Origin of the sequence: Alistipes sp. i18-0019-D1 (assembly GCF_042852885.1) — a bacterium.
Taxonomy (GTDB): Bacteria; Bacteroidota; Bacteroidia; order Bacteroidales; family Rikenellaceae; genus Alistipes.
In genome coordinates, this window is record NZ_AP031424.1 from 489,057 (window position 1) to 503,738 (window position 14,682).

Annotated in this window: 7 protein-coding genes; all 7 read right to left on the bottom strand. The window is 59.6% G+C overall.

The features are described 5' to 3' along the window. Positions 1-137: 137 nt before the first annotated feature. Positions 138-3,668 carry a GH92 family glycosyl hydrolase gene (locus ACGHP5_RS02015; RefSeq protein WP_390567920.1) on the bottom strand — a complete coding sequence of 1,177 codons (3,531 nt, stop codon included), beginning with the start codon at positions 3,666-3,668 and terminating at the stop codon, positions 138-140. After that, a complete protein-coding gene (locus ACGHP5_RS02020) occupies positions 3,669-5,921 on the bottom strand; it encodes a GH92 family glycosyl hydrolase (protein WP_390567921.1) in 2,253 nt (750 codons plus the stop codon). Further along, the gene (locus tag ACGHP5_RS02025) at positions 5,921-6,928 is read right to left on the bottom strand and encodes a glycoside hydrolase family 130 protein (RefSeq protein ID WP_390567922.1); all 1,008 of its coding nucleotides are present in this window, start codon (positions 6,926-6,928) and stop codon (positions 5,921-5,923) included. Before ACGHP5_RS02025 ends, ACGHP5_RS02020 begins: the two co-directional genes overlap by 1 nt. Before the next feature lies 1 nt (position 6,929). Then, positions 6,930-8,225: an MFS transporter gene (locus ACGHP5_RS02030; protein WP_390567923.1), complete on the bottom strand. Its 1,296-nt coding sequence runs from the start codon at positions 8,223-8,225 to the stop codon at positions 6,930-6,932. An 80-nt stretch (positions 8,226-8,305) separates the two neighbouring features. After that, positions 8,306-10,546: a CotH kinase family protein gene (locus tag ACGHP5_RS02035; protein ID WP_337657057.1), complete on the bottom strand. Its 2,241-nt coding sequence runs from the start codon at positions 10,544-10,546 to the stop codon at positions 8,306-8,308. Positions 10,547-10,683: 137 nt separating this feature from the next. Further along, complete coding sequence (locus ACGHP5_RS02040; protein ID WP_337657056.1) at positions 10,684-12,618, bottom strand: LamG-like jellyroll fold domain-containing protein; 1,935 nt, start codon at positions 12,616-12,618, stop codon at positions 10,684-10,686. Between the two features lie 90 nt (positions 12,619-12,708). Then, a complete protein-coding gene (locus ACGHP5_RS02045; protein ID WP_390567924.1) occupies positions 12,709-14,643 on the bottom strand; it encodes a BACON domain-containing protein in 1,935 nt (644 codons plus the stop codon). Between the last annotated feature and the right edge of the window lie 39 nt (positions 14,644-14,682).

Here is a 14,682-nt window from a genome sequence, read left to right on the forward strand (position 1 = left end):
AGGTGTGGAAAAAGAATGGCTTTTCCGGCTTCCATTTCCCGTTGCTTATCGAATAGGGCGCAACGATGTTTCGAGTTTCGGGGCTTCGCAACAGTCCGAGGAGAGGACCGCCCGAATGATGAATGCGCAGTTTTTCATTACCGGATGGAATTTAACAAATCTGTTTTACCGTCGTTTACGAGTTTGAGGATCAGCTCCCCGAACAGTGTGTTCTGCCATGCGAACCATACGCGGGTGTAATCCGCGGCGTCGTGGCGCGAGAACGACTCGTGCATGAAGCCCGTTCCGGCGTCGGTGGTGATAAGCTGGCAGATGCAGTCGCGGATCTCCTCGTCGTCGGTCGAGGTAAAAGCCCGCATCATAATGCTCATGGGCCAGATCATCTCGACTCCGATATGCGGACCGCCGATACCTTCGCCCGCGGCGCCGCGCCAGAAATAGGGGTTGTCGTCACTCCAGACGAAGCGGCGTGTGTTTTCATACACGGGGTCCGTGCGTTCCACATCGCCCAGATAGGCCATCGCCAAAAGCGACGGCACATTGGCGTCGTCCATCAACTGCTGCCCGCCGAAACCGTCCACCTCGAAGGCGTAGATTTTACCGTATTTAGGATGTTCCACGACGGCGTATTTTTGCAGCGCCGCCGCCACCTCGTCGGCCAGCGCCGTACACTCGGCAGCAAGCTCCCGTTCATCGTTCACCGCCGTGAGAATCTCGGCGGCCTTGCGTAGCGACGTGACGGCCATAAAGTTCGAGGGCACGAGGAACCCGAAGGTCGTGGCGTCGTCCGAAGGGCGGAACGCCGAGGCGATCAGCCCCACGGGTTTCACCGGGTTGCCGCGTCCCACATGGCAGCGGGTGTCCAGCTGGCGGTCGGTCGTGCGCAGGAAGATGTAATCCCCGGGACCCTCCTTCATCTGCTGCTCTTTGAGGGTTTTCAGCATGTTGCGCACCGCCGAGGTCCACGTCCCGTCGAAGACCGACTCATCACCCGTCGTTTTCCAGTAGTGGTGTGCCAAGCGGATGGGATAGCAGTGGGAGTCGATCTCCCATTTGCGCTCGAAGACCATCGGGTCGGTTTTCGGGAAGTCCGTCTTGTTGTGTTCGCCCGTCGGCGCGACGTTGAAGGCATTGGCGTAGGGGTCGATGTTGATGAGCTTCAGCTGCCGCCGGATCACCCCCGCGATCATCTTCTGCAAGGCAGGGTCCTTGCCGCACAACTGCACGTAGGGCCACACCTGCGCTCCCGAGTCGCGCAGCCACATGGCCGGAATGTCGCCCGTGTAGACGTAGGTGTCGGGGTTGCCCGCGGCATCCTCGCCGTAGTGGACCGTGGTGTCGAGCGTATTGGGAAAACAGTTGGCGAACATCCACCGCAGGCGCTCGTTGGTCAGAAGGGCGCACACGCGCCCGATCTCCTTTTCGACCGCTTCGGAAGTGAAAAGCCGCTTGTCTTCGGCCGGGCGCTGGTCTGCATACGTTTCGGGTTCGTCGGGACAGTACCACACTTTAGGCTCGGCACCCATCTCGAAGCGCAGTTCTCCGCCCTTCATCAACTCTTCGTGCCACAGGTAGGGCTTCGTATAGGGACGCCCGTCGAGCCACACCCGCTGGATGTATCTGTTCTTCGCGGAGTTGTTCTTAGCCGTCACGATGAACGTACCGCCCGGAACCGCAATCTCCACCCGGTCGAACAGGGGCGATCCGAACCAATATCTTCCGCCCGCAGGCTCCACCTCATACATGCCCAGCGCCGAGAGGACGTACCACGCCGACATCTGTCCCACGTCCTCGTTGCCCGAAAGTCCGTCCGGCTGGTCGTGGTAGAGCGTCGTCAGCACCTCCCTTACTTTATCCGCCGTCTTCCACGGCTGGCCCAGCATCGTATAGAGGTAGAGAATGTGGTGGCTCGGTTCGTTGCCGTGGGCATATTGGCCGATCAGTCCCGAGATATCGGGCGAAGTCTCGCCACCCTCTATAATGGAACTTACCGTAAAGAGCGAGTCGAGTTTTTCGATCATCTTCTCCCTGCTGCCGAAGCAGGCCTCCAATCCTGCAACGTCGTGCGGCGCGAGCCATGTATACTGCCAGCCGTTGCCCTCGCAGTAGTCGTCGGCGCGGTGGGTCGAAGCAAACGGGTTAAACGGCGTGCGCCAGCCCTTCTTCGAGTCCCGGCCCCGCATGAAGCGCGTCTGGGGGTCGAAGTAATTGCGGTAGGAGCGGCTGCGCTCCGTAAAGTACTTCGCCTCCTCCGCCTTGCCCAGCGCCCCGGCGGCACGCGCCGCCGCGCCGTCGGCCAGCGCATATTCCATGTCGTAGGCCACCGCTTCGTTGAACAGATCGCACGGGATATAGCCGTACTGCATCCGCAGGCCGTTGCCCCGGTCGGGGTTCATAGCTGTCTTTTTGATGGCTTCGAAAGCCTTCTCCTTATCGAACCCGCCGATACCCTTCACGATGGCGTCCGCAACGACCGGGATGCCCGGGTTACCCACCATGCAGTCGGTCTCGTTGCCCCACAGGTGCCACACCGGAAGGCGCCCCTGCTCGTCGGCGATTGCCAGCATCGTCCGGATGATGTCGGGCATCTTCTCCGGGTGAAGAATCGTCATCAGCGGCATCGCGGCCCGATAGGTATCCCACAGCGAGAAGGTCGTGTAGTTCGTGAAGCCGGGTGCACGGTGGATTTCGCCGTCCGAGCCGCGGTAGTCGCGGTTGACGTCGCAGAACACCGACGGAGCCACCATCGTGTGATAAAGCGCCGTATAGAAAATACGCCGGGCCGCCTCGTCCGTCGTCGTGACCTTCACTTTCGACAGTTCGGCATTCCATTTCGCGTCAGCGGTCTGCACGGTAGCGTCGAAATCCCAGCCGGGGAGTTCCGCCGCGAGATTCGCCTTGGCACCCTCGATACTCACGGGCGAAAGGGCTACTTTCAGCAACACCTGTTCGCCCTCAGTCGTTGCGAACGACGCCCGGGCGTATTTGTCCCCGATGGTCTCGAACTTCGCAAAGGGTTTCGAGAACTCCGCCACGAAATAGACCCGCTGATCCTTGGCCCAGCCCGTCGAGTAGCGGTAACCCGTAATACGGTTGTCACTCTCTTTCTCCAGATGCGTCTGCGTCGCCTTGTCCCAGCAACCGCCGTTCTCCAGATCGAAGACTACGGCCGCGGCGTCCGACGCCGGGAAGGTATATCTATGCAGCCCCACACGTTCCGTGGCGGTCATTTCGGCCGTGATGCCGTAGCGGGTCAGCGGCACCGAGTAGTAGCCCGGCTTCGTGATCTCTTTTGTCCGATCGGCATAGGACCAGAGGCCCGAAGCCAGGTCTTTCTCCTCCCCGCGGGCATAGGTCACCTCGCCCACCACGGGCATGACCGTAATGTCGAACAGGTCGCCGATGCCCGTACCGGAAAGGTGCGTATGCGAGAAGCCGATCACCGTCGAGTCCGACTCATGGTAGCCCGACGTCCAGTCCCACGCCTGCGGGATGCTCGTCGGGCCTACCTGCACCAGTCCGAAAGGAACGTTCGCACCCACGAAGACGTGCCCGTGGCCGCCCGTGCCGATCTTCGGGTCGACGAAGCGCGTGTAATTCTCCTCTGCGGCGGGTTGTGCGCAGGAGGTCAGCAGAACCGCGGCAAATAAAAATCCGGTAAGTTTCATCTATTTGTCAGTTTGAAGTTCAAAAGTAAGTTTACCGCCCTTGAGCAGTTCGCCATGCAAGATACGATAATTTTTCAACGGTTTATCGCCCAGCGTCATTTTCCGGATATAGCCCTCGCCGTGTCTCTCGATCACCAGCGTGCCGCCGTCGGTGTCGATCTCCGCCCGGTCGAAAGTCGGGGCCGTCAGCGTATAAAACGGCTCCCCGGGACAGTCCGGGTAAAGGCCCAGCATCGAGAAGACCGCCCAGGCCGACATCGTGCCCGTGTCGTCGTTGCCCGGGATGCCGTCGGGCGCTGTCGTAAAGTATTTATCCAGCAAACGCCGCGTCTCTTTTTGCGTGCGCCACTCCTCGCCCCGGAAGCGGCTGAACAGGTACGCATAGGCGATGTCGGGTTCGTTCGCAGGATCGTAAAGGCCCTCGTCGAAGACCATTTGCAGCTTCTCGACGAACTGCCTTTTCCCGCCCATCAGCCGTGTCAGTCCTTCCACGTCGTGCGGCACATAGAACGTGTAGTTCCACGCCGAGCCCTCGTGGAAGCCCGGCGCTGCCGTGAAGTTCTCGCCCGCCTGCGGATCGAAGGGGCTTAAGAAGCCCCCTTTATGAGTAATAGGGCGAAAAGTCCCGAATTCCGGGCAGTAGTAATGTTTGTATCCCGATGAGCGTTCCCGGAACAGGACGGCATCCTCCTTTTTGCCCAGCGAGTCGGCCAGCAGCGACAGCGCCGCGTCGGCCATGTAGTATTCCAGAGCATGCGACACCGAAACGTCGCCCGCAAGGTCCTGCGCGTAGAACCCCAGCGGGATATAGCCCCGCTCGATATAGGGGTCGATGTCCGGACGCAGGGGGTTCTGCGCCCCGGGCGTCGTGGCAGACTTGCGCATCGCCTCGTAGGCCGTCGCGATGTCGAAATCCCGAAGACCTTTCATCCAACTGTCGACAATCACCGGAATCGCCGGGTCACCCTCCATCGTGAAGGTCTCGCGGCCGTACAACTCCCACTTGGGCAGCCAGCCCCACTCCCGGTACATGTCCACCATCGAGCGCACCATATCCAGTTGCCGCTCCGGGTAGACCAGCGTCAGCAGCTGGTGGACGTTGCGGCAGGTGTCCCACAGCGAAAAGACCGTATAGCGCTCGCCGTCGGTAACCCCCGCCTCCCCCGAGCGCTCCATCAGCGGATATTCCCCGTTGACATCGCTCAGGAGGTTCGGGTGGAGCAGCGCGTGGTACAGCGCCGTATAGAACACCCTCTGCTGCTCGTCGGTGCCGCCCTCGATGCGGATGCGCGAAAGGTCGTCGTTCCAGCGTGCGCGGGCCTGTTCCCGGATAGCGTCGAAAGTCGCACCCGCAGGCTGCTCCGCGTCGAGATTCCGACGAGCGTTCTCCGTACTTACATAGGAAATGCCCATGCGCACCTCGACCTGTTCGCCCGCCCGCAGGTCGTCGAACGTGAACCAGTAGCCCACGTCGTCGCCCGCCATCTCGCGGCCGTACTCCGTATAGAGTTTGTAGCGGCCGTTGTCGGGCGTCCACTCCGCCTCGACGCCCGTCATCGGACGCTGCTTCTTCCAGTAGCCCGAAGCCGACGGGACTTTCGACACCCGCAAAACGAAATAGACCGGAAACACCTTCTGCGGGTTATAGCAGAACGTCCCCAGCAGTTTCGTGCCCTCGATCTCCGTGGCGCTCACGCGGCGCACCATCGCGCCCGACTCGTTCGTGAGGCCCTCGCCAAGATTCAGCAGCAGGTGTCCCTTGCCGCCGGGGAACGTATACCGTTCGGCAGAGGTGCGCGCCGTGGCCGTGGCCTCGGCGAGGATGTCGTACTTGTCGAGGTGCACCGAATAATAGCCCGGCGTGGCCCGTTCGTCGCGGTAGGCTGTGCCGTACTCGCGATAGTCCACCGTCAGCGGTCCGGTCGTCGCCATCGTCAGCAGCGACCCCATATCCGGGCACCCCACGCCGCTCAACGCCCCGTGCGCGAAGCCCGTGAAGAACTTGTTGTGGTACTCGTAGGGCGTGGACCACCACCGCGCGTCCTTGTCGTAGAGGTTCTCCGCAGAACCCATCACGTTGAACGGAACCACCGACATCATCCCGTTCGGGGTGACGGCTCCCGGGTTCGTAGTCCCGAAATTCGTCGTCCCGATAAACGGGTCGACCTTGTCAGCTGGGGTCTGCGCCGAAGCCGCAGCGCCGAAAACGGCTGCGGCGAGCGCTGTCAGAAGAAGCGTTCGTCGCAGTCGCATCACAGAATCGAGTTTTTCTTCGTGAATTCGATGATTTCAGGGAGATAGCCGAACGCAAGGCCCGTCACCGTGTCGGCGCATCCGTAGTAGACCGCCACGCGTCCCGTCGCGGGGTCGTGCAGCGCGGCGCACGGAAACGTCACATTGGGAACGTCGCCCATACACTCGTAGGTCTCACGCGGCGAGATCAGGTAGGGGCCGCTGCGGGCCGTGACCTTCCACGGCTCGTCGAGGTCCAGCAGCGCCGAGCCGAAGGCGTAGACATAGCCGTTGCACGAGCGAAGCACACCGTGGTAGAACAGCAGCCAGCCCTCCGAAGTCTCGATGGGCACGGGACCCGCGCCGATCTTCATGCACTGCCACGCCGAGACTTCGAACGCCGCAGGCGACATCACATGCCGGTGGCGGCCCCAGAACTCCATGTCGGGGCTTTCGCTGTAAAATATATCCCCGAAAGCCGTATGGCCGTTGTCGCTCGGACGCGAGAGCATGGCGAACTTCCCGCCGATCTTACGCGGGAAAAGCACCCCGTTGCGGTTGAACGGGATAAAGGCGTTCTCCAGCTGGTGGAACGTCGCGAAATCATCCGTCCACGCGATGCCGATCGTAGGGCCGTGGTAGCCGTTGCACCAGGTGACGTAGTATTTGTCTTCGATCTTTGCCACGCGCGGGTCGTAGCCGTAGACCCACTCTGCGATCTCGGGGTCCGCGCCCGTCAGGCGGAAGTCGGCCTCGTCGATATCCCATTTCAGACCGTCGACCGAAAATCCTACATGGATGCGCATACGGCGATTCGTGTCGTCGCAGCGGAAGACCCCTGCATAGTTATACTTGCCTTTTTTAAACGGAACGACCGCCGAGTTGAAGATCGAGTTCGAGGTCGGCAAAGCGTCGCGCCCGATAATCGGGTTCGCCGAGTAACGCCAAAGCACCTCTTTACTCCCCGCGGGGCGGTCCTCCCACGGCATATCGGGCAGACTGCCGCCCGCAATTTTCAGATTATTCATACTATTTGTCCTTTGGTTTGTCATCATAGGTAAAGGGAACCAGCTTCGTGATCACGAAGGCCGGAACGGTGGCCAGCATCACGGCGATGAAGAAGAACCGGTAGCTCAGCAGATCGCTCAAAAATCCCGAGGCCATGCCCGTGAGCATCACCGAGAGGTTCATGATCCCCGAGGCGAAGGCGTAGTGCGCCATCTGGTGACGCCCCGGAGCCACCTGCTGCATCATGAAGAGCGTAAGTCCCACGAAACCGAAGCCGTAGCCGAAGTACTCCACGACGATGCCACCGCCTACCAGCCACATGCTCGAAGGCTGGAACCACGCCAGCAAAGCGTAGACCGCGAACGGAAAGTTGAAGACGCAGCAAAGCGTGAACAGCGTACGCCGAAGGCCCCGCCGGGCGATGTAGTAGCCTGCCAGCAGCGAACCCAGCAAAAATGCGCCCGCGCCGAACGTGCCGTAGTAAAGGCCGATCTGCTGGTTCGTGAGACCCAAGCCCCCGGATGCGGTATCCGCCTTGAGGAACAGAGGCACGATCTTCATCACGAAGCCTTCGCCCAGCCGGTACAGGATGATGAAGGCGATATAGTATCCGATATGTTTCTTCGTGAAGAATGCCGCGATAACCTCTTTCAGGCCCGAAAGGCCCTCCCGAAGCGAATGGTGTCCGGCAGCGCTGCCGCCCGAAGGAAGTGCGCGCAGGTGGTAAGCCCCCAGAGCCACGAGCGTGGCGCACAGGATCATCAGCACAACCGTCCACGAACGAACAGAAGCGTCGAACGTCGCCGTGCCGTCCGCCGAAAAGCCCTCGTAGAGCCACCCTGCCAGCCACACCAGGCCGCCCGTGGCAACCAGTTTGGCCAAGTTGTAGAAAGCACCCTGCCAGCCGATATACTTCGCCTGATCCGCCGTCGAGAGTTCTGCCATATAGACCCCGTCGGCGGCGATGTCGTGCGTGGCACCGCTGAACGCCACAACGGCAAAGACCGCGACCGTGACGGAGAAGAACGTCGGCAGGTGAAGCGACAAAGCAGCGACACCGAACAGCACGCCGCTCAACAACTGGGTTGCAACGACCCAGAACTTCTTCGTGCGGTACAACTCCAGAAAAGGGCTCCACAGAAACTTGATCGTCCAAGGCCACATGATCAGCGACGTCCAGAACGCAATTTGCGCGTCCGAGATGCCCAGGTCCTTGAACAAGACCGCAGAGACCATGTTCAGCACCACAAACGGCAGGCCCATCGCAAAATACAAACTCGGGACCCAGCGGAGGGGTGAACGCAATTGATCCGTCATCGGGTTTTACATTTTTTGAAATACGGAATGATACAATGAAAGAATCTCATGTCGCAAAAGGATCTTACCTGTGGATTCGACTATTTGCTGAAGAGTTTGTCGAGCAGGGCGGCACGCTGCTGGGTCAGGGTGCGGATGCGTGCGATCTCTTCGGAGTAGGTCCTGGCCGGCATGTTGGCTTCGTCGCTGTACTGGTAATAGAATTTCCAGACCGAGAAGTTCGCTTCGATGGCCTTGGCCATGTCGACGGGGACTTCGTCCAGGATTCGATTGGTCACGGCGAGCAGTTCGGCCTTCTTGTCCGCCCAGCGCTTCGCGACGAAGGCCCGGAAGCTCTCGTCCTCCCACAGACGCCAGAACCAGTCGTTCTCGACATAGGAGGGCATCCAGAATCCGGCATGGATCATCAGGCTCGACAGCGGCTGATAACTCGGATGAGGTATGCGCTTGTCGTTGTTCCAACCCTTGTCGCAATCCCAGATCGGACCGAAGAAAAGTTTGTCGACTCCGCGGCGTTTGTACATGTAGGTGCTCGTATAACCGTCCAAATCGCCGGCCAGCTCCTTGATGATGATAAAGTCCGCAAGGGTCTTTTCGTCGAAGTATTTGCGCCAGCCGTTCTCGCGGTCCTTGTAACCGGAGGCGTAAAGCGCCTGCTCGGCCCGGTTGATGAATGCGGTGATATACTCGTACTGCTCGGGTTTGCACTCGTCGTCCTTGGGGTATTTGTAACTCATCTTGATCCGCTTCAGAGCCGAATAGAAATTGCCTTCGTGGAGGTCGGTTTCGATGATGTAACCGCCCTCGATGTCTTCGGTGGGAGACTTTTCGTTGAGTTTATCGACCTCGATGCGGCCGGGGGCGCGCTCCATCTGGTCGCTCATCTGGTAAACGCCCAGATAGTCGCCGTCCTTCCGCTCGCGACGGCCCGTCGAACTGTCGTAATAAGTACCCGTGAAATAGACGTTGACATACTTCGAGCAGGCGGTGAACAGCACGGCGGCATCGTCGTGGTAGTTATCCGCCCTGTTGTAGAGAATGCGCGAATAGGAGAAGGCGATATGCGTACGGATCAGCGACTTGTCCATATCCTGCGACAGCAGCACCCAGCTTTTTTCTTTGGCATGGTCGAGCCCGATCGGGCTGAACTTTTCGGGGAACTTCATGCGGAAAGGCTTTTTCGGAAGCCCCCACGTCGAATTGCCGCGTCCGCGCATCTGGATCGTCTTGCCGTTCTCGTCCGTATTCCACCATCCCTCTCCGGTCGCTCCGGACGTCTTGTCGAAAAGCTCGATCCGGGTGTCCACGTAGTTCTCCTTGCCGACGATCTCGGAGGCGGGCTGCATGTGGAGCACCGCCAGTTCGGTGTTGATCTGCGGGCAGTTCAGCGTCACGGTGTAGACTTTCCGGTCTCCGCTTTCGGCCACCACCTCCAACTCCACGTCTTCGGCCAGCGAAATCTTCGTCTCGCCGGAGACGACCGGCACGCCGTCGACGAGCACCTTTTCGCCGTTGTGCGTGAATGTCGGAATCATCATCTCCGGGTTGGCGCCCTCGATCCATTTCAGGTACATGGCCTTGAGCGTGCGCGCGTTTTTGTCGAACGTGAACGCGAGGTCGCCCGTCAGCGCGGGATTCTTCGATTTCGTGATGCCAAAGGTCAGCAGGTCGCAGCCCGTATCGAGTTTTTTGAGCTGCGTGACGACGATCTGCCTGGGTTCGCACGCCGGAACGCTTATCGTAACCGTAGCCGTACGCTGCGCACCGGTGTTGGCGGCAACAGTCAGCGCGAGGTTGTTTTTGGCGGCCGAGGGGTTGTAGGAAGCCTCGCACCACTTTTCGCTCGACGCGACCCGAACGCCCGGCTGGTTGGTCGTGACCGTCGCCGTGAGTTTGTCGCCCGCACTGCCGACTTCGGGGAACTCGTTCACGGAGACCGTGAGGAACGGTTCCGGCGCACGGGCGGCCTGCGTCACGGTGATTGCCACCGATTCGCACTCCGGAGCACTTACCGTAACAGTCGCCGTGCGCTCTTTTTCGTCGGGATTGGCCATGACAGTCAGGCGGAGATTATTCTTCTCGGTGTCGGCGAGAAGTTCCGCTTCGCACCATTCGTCGGACGATCCGACCGTCACGGTCCGACTGGAAGTTACCGTCGTGTAAAGCGTTATGTCGTCGACATCGACGTCGTTGAATTCCGTTTGGGCGACTGTGAGATAGGGGGCCTCCGGCAAGTCTTCGATCTGCTTGTCTTTATCGGAGCAGGCTCCGAACATCAGGCCTGCAAGCAGCGTACAGACCGGAATGAGAAAACGGGACATAAATTTCATGTTAGAGGTTGGTTTGAGTTGAAGGATATTTTTCCCGGCCGGGTCGGATACGGCGCGTCCGCCGGAAAAAGGAACAGCTCCGAACCAGCCGATTCGGAGCTGTTCTGCTCGGTTAGTGTCGTTGTGCGTTAAGGCAGGCTGACGGGTTCCCATTTCAGGCCGTCGGATGCCAGATCGTTGCGGTAGGACGTGTGGTCTTTGACGACGTCACCCTGGCCTTCGTCGAACTTCCAGTAGGTGACCAGACCGTCCGCTTTGGTATCCACGTCGTAACGGCGGCCCTCCTCGGCAAGCTCGGTGGCGGTCAGCGCCCGGTTCCAGATGCGAAGCTCGGACATCATGCCCCGGAAATCACGTGCAGGCTCATACGAGTAACCTACCCAGAAGCAGCGGGTAATCTGCTGTCCCGAAGGAGCCTGCTCGTCGTTGTGCGCGACGCCGAAATTCACCGTCGCGGGAACATCCGTCGTCGTGGACCCTTTCTCCACGCCGTTGATGAACACCTTGACCGCTCCGTCGCCGAACGTGACGGCGATATGCGTCCATTCGTTGAGGTTGACCTTCATGTCGCTGTTGCTCAACTTGCCTTCGACCGGACCCCAGGTTCCCTGTCTGCCGGAATCCCAGCATACCTGAACCTGGTTCCAGGGAATACCGACATCGCCCAGACGAACGAGGAACTTGCCCTCGATGCCCATGATCGTCGACAGGCTGCCGCTGGTTCTGGAAACAGTCGGGTTCACCAGCGCTTCGAGCGTGAACGCCGACATGTTGGTCACCGGCGCGGGATCGGTCCATGCGGGCCATGCGCGGGTGCCCGTCATATTGACGGCCGTGCTGATCATGCCTTTGGTTTTCTGCGAGAACATCAGGACGACGGTCAGCGGCTGCGTGCCCGCTGCGGGCTCCTTCTCGGTGAGGGTCGCCGTGCAGGAGCGGATGGTTCCTTCGGGCAGATCCTGATAGGTGAATTTCAGTTTGCCGTCGGCGAAGCTGTTGTATTTGAACCAGTCACCGGCCGACTCGGAGAGCGTCACGTCGAATCCGACGTTGGCCGTTACGGGAATCTCGATCGTCGAACCCTTGACCTCCAGATAGTAGGATGTCTCGGCCACTTCGATCCTGGACTGGGGCATCTGCTTGACTTTCAGAATATCCTCACCGCCTTTGGGACCGGTGATCTTCACCGAAGCCTCGCGCGGGCCAAGCCCGTCGTTCTGCGTCATGTCGAAATACATGATGACTTCGGTCTCGGTCGCGCCCTGAACCGTCACGCCCTTTGTCAGCCAGCCCTCCTCGGTCGAGGTGATTTCGGCTGCCAGATCGCGGTACGGGACATTCGTGTTCAGCGTCACGGCGATTTTGTCCTGCTTCGTATAGGCGAACTTCAGCTCCTTCTCCCCGACGATCTCCAGGGTGTAGATGACACCGCCCTTCACCGTGATCCGGAAAGGCACGCTCTTGCTGCCCATCTTGAAAACGTAGTCGGCGACCTTGTCCTCTTCGGTCTCGTTGGGATCGACCGCGAAGGTCACCTCGGCGCCGTCGCTGCCGGTAGCGGCCGATGGATGCACGAAGGTATAGGAGCCTTCGAGCGTCCATTCGTCCGAACTGGTTACCAGCACCGAGACGTTTCCGCCCTCGCGGGGCAGGATGTTCGATTCGGGAACGAACGCGATTTCGAGCTGCTCCTCGGTCTGCGAGGCTCTCTTCTTGAGGGTGATCGCATAGGAAGCCGTCTCCTTGCCGCAGGTGAACGTATAGTTGAAGGTCTGGTCTTCCTCCTTGTCGTTGGCTTTTACCGTAAACTTCACGATGTCGCCGTCCTTGCCCTTCAGGGCCGAAGGCGTCACGTAGTCGTTCGTGTTGTCGGAGAGCGTCCACTGACCCGAGCTGGTGACCATTACGGACGCCTCGCCGCCCTTGCTGCTGACGTTGGCCGTTTTCGGGGTGATGGCGATCTTGTCCGGAGCCGGAGCCGGCTCCTCGTTGTCTTTATCGTCGCAGGCGCCGCACAATACGAGCGCGGTTGCAGCGAAGAGAAACCATTTTGCTATTTTCATGGTATCGGTTGGTTTTGGTTTTTGTGGGAAAAAGCGGCGGTATGCAAGCGCGTGCGTTTTTCATACCGCCGCCATAAACTGGTTGGATTGCTATTCTTCGTAACGGGTAGGATCATACCTGCCTGCTCCGGTCTTTTTGTAGTAACCGGTTCGCGGCATCAGTTCCTGGTCGTAGAGGCCTTTGGCAGCAGCCGACAGCTTGCTCCAAGGCTCGCGGCCCAGTACGGGATCGAGTGCGAACCACATGCACCAGCCGTAGCCGGCCTCTTTGGCCTGACGGGCCGAATCTTCGCTGACCCAACCGCCTCCGAGGTTGCACTCGACGGACATGAACGAACACATCGACTTGTCGCCTCCGGCTACCGGCGAAGCGCTGCCGCCGTAGTTGGCATTGACCATATCGACGAACTCCGCCGGCTGGCGGCCGTTGATCGCCGGCATGCCCGAGCCGTAAACGCCCCAGTAGAATACCGCGGTCATCGTCTCCCAGGGCACGTCCTTCTTCATGTAATAGTTCGCACGCTCCAGGAAGTAGGTCGCCTGCTTCAGCGAGGTGCTGCTGCCCGTGAAATACTCGTTCGTGGGAGCCTTGTAGTACTCCGAGTACTCGTCGTCCATACAGATACCGTCGAGACCGTATTCGACGCACATCTCGGCGATATGCTCGGCGAACACCTCGGCGCCCTTTTCCGTCAGGTTGGCCGGACCGCTGCCGTCGTGGTCGCCCAGAACGCCCATCAGCACCTTGATGCCCCGGTCGCGCAGCGGCTGGATGTACAGATCCTTGTCCTTGAGCAGCGCCGTGACGTTGTCGTTATAGTGCATGTAGGGCTTGCCGCTCTGCGTATCCCAGTGGATGTTGCCCGAGAAAAGCACGACGGCGTCGAAGAACAACTGACCGTCCGCCAGTACATATTCCAGCGCATTGAGCGGGTTGGTGTCGTTCACCTCGAAATAGAGGAAGTTCCGGACCGTTTTCGAACCCTGCTGCTTGACGATGAAGTTCACGCGGGCAGCGTCCGTTTTCACGGTCACATTGTCCGATTCGGCCACGGCCTGCAGGGGAACCATATAGGTGTCCTTGGTGTTGAGTTCTGCGCTCGGGGAGAGCGTAACCTCGATCGTGGCGCTCGTAGCACCGGCTGCGATCGTCACGATGTTGTTATTGGACATGGCAACGCTCGCTTTGGGGAAAGCGACGTGCTTGGTCCCGTTGAGATAGTTGAACTCCGCAACATAGGCCTCGTCGAAGTTGATCTTCACCCGGGTTTCGGCTTCGGCGGCCTTCTCCAGTTCGAAGGTGAGGGTTTTCTTGACCGCTTGAGGCTCTTTGTAGGGGAACGTGTGGCTCAGCGCGTCGGCGGTCGTCAGCGAACCGGCGATCTTGTCGGTCGGATCAGGCTCGGTCGAGGCGGCCTTCTGCGTCACGGAGATCTTCACCGTCTTCTGCTCGGCGGTGATGACGATCTGGCCCACATGGGCGTCGCCCGTGTTGTCCTTGGCATTGACCGTCAGCTTGTCGCCCTCCTTCGTCGCGGTCATCCACTCCTCCGGGAAGGTGTAGGTCCACTCGGAAGCGTTGGTCGTAACGGTCAGCACGACGGCTTCGTTGCCCTTGGCCTCGAAAGCAATGGGATCCGAAGGCGTTACGCTCAAAACGATTTCACCGACTTCGAGCGCTTCCTGGAGCACGTTGATCTTGACAGGCTCGGCGTTTCCTGCCGAAATCGTGATGCGTCCGGGACGCTCCGATTCCGTCGTATTGGCTTCGGCGTTCACGGTCAGCTTGTTGCCGTTCTGCTTGACCGTGATCCAGTCGGTTTTCTCGACACTCCATTTATCGGCATCGGTGACGACGGTCAGGACTACGTCCTCGTTTCCGTCGGCCTTGAACGAAATGTCGGTCGAAGGCGTAACTTCCAATTTATTTACGCCGTCCGTGTCGTCAGAGTCGTCGCAGGAGACGAATGCCCCGGAGATGGCGAACATCCCTGCAAGAAACATCAAAAATGATCTTTTTTTCATGTTTTAGTAATTAAAAGGTTAGTGAATAGTATTTGTGTT

Bases quoted from the DNA above. Each gene is read 5' to 3' on its own strand.
- ACGHP5_RS02025 (WP_390567922.1), bottom strand. From the start codon at position 6,928: ATGAATAATCTGAAAATTGCGGGCGGCAGTCTGCCCGATATGCCGTGG.
- ACGHP5_RS02035 (WP_337657057.1), bottom strand. From the start codon at position 10,546: ATGTCCCGTTTTCTCATTCCGGTCTGTACGCTGCTTGCAGGCCTGATG.
- ACGHP5_RS02020 (WP_390567921.1), bottom strand. From the start codon at position 5,921: ATGCGACTGCGACGAACGCTTCTTCTGACAGCGCTCGCCGCAGCCGTT.
- ACGHP5_RS02030 (WP_390567923.1), bottom strand. From the start codon at position 8,225: ATGACGGATCAATTGCGTTCACCCCTCCGCTGGGTCCCGAGTTTGTAT.
- ACGHP5_RS02015 (WP_390567920.1), bottom strand. From the start codon at position 3,668: ATGAAACTTACCGGATTTTTATTTGCCGCGGTTCTGCTGACCTCCTGC.
- ACGHP5_RS02045 (WP_390567924.1), bottom strand. From the start codon at position 14,643: ATGAAAAAAAGATCATTTTTGATGTTTCTTGCAGGGATGTTCGCCATC.
- ACGHP5_RS02040 (WP_337657056.1), bottom strand. From the start codon at position 12,618: ATGAAAATAGCAAAATGGTTTCTCTTCGCTGCAACCGCGCTCGTATTG.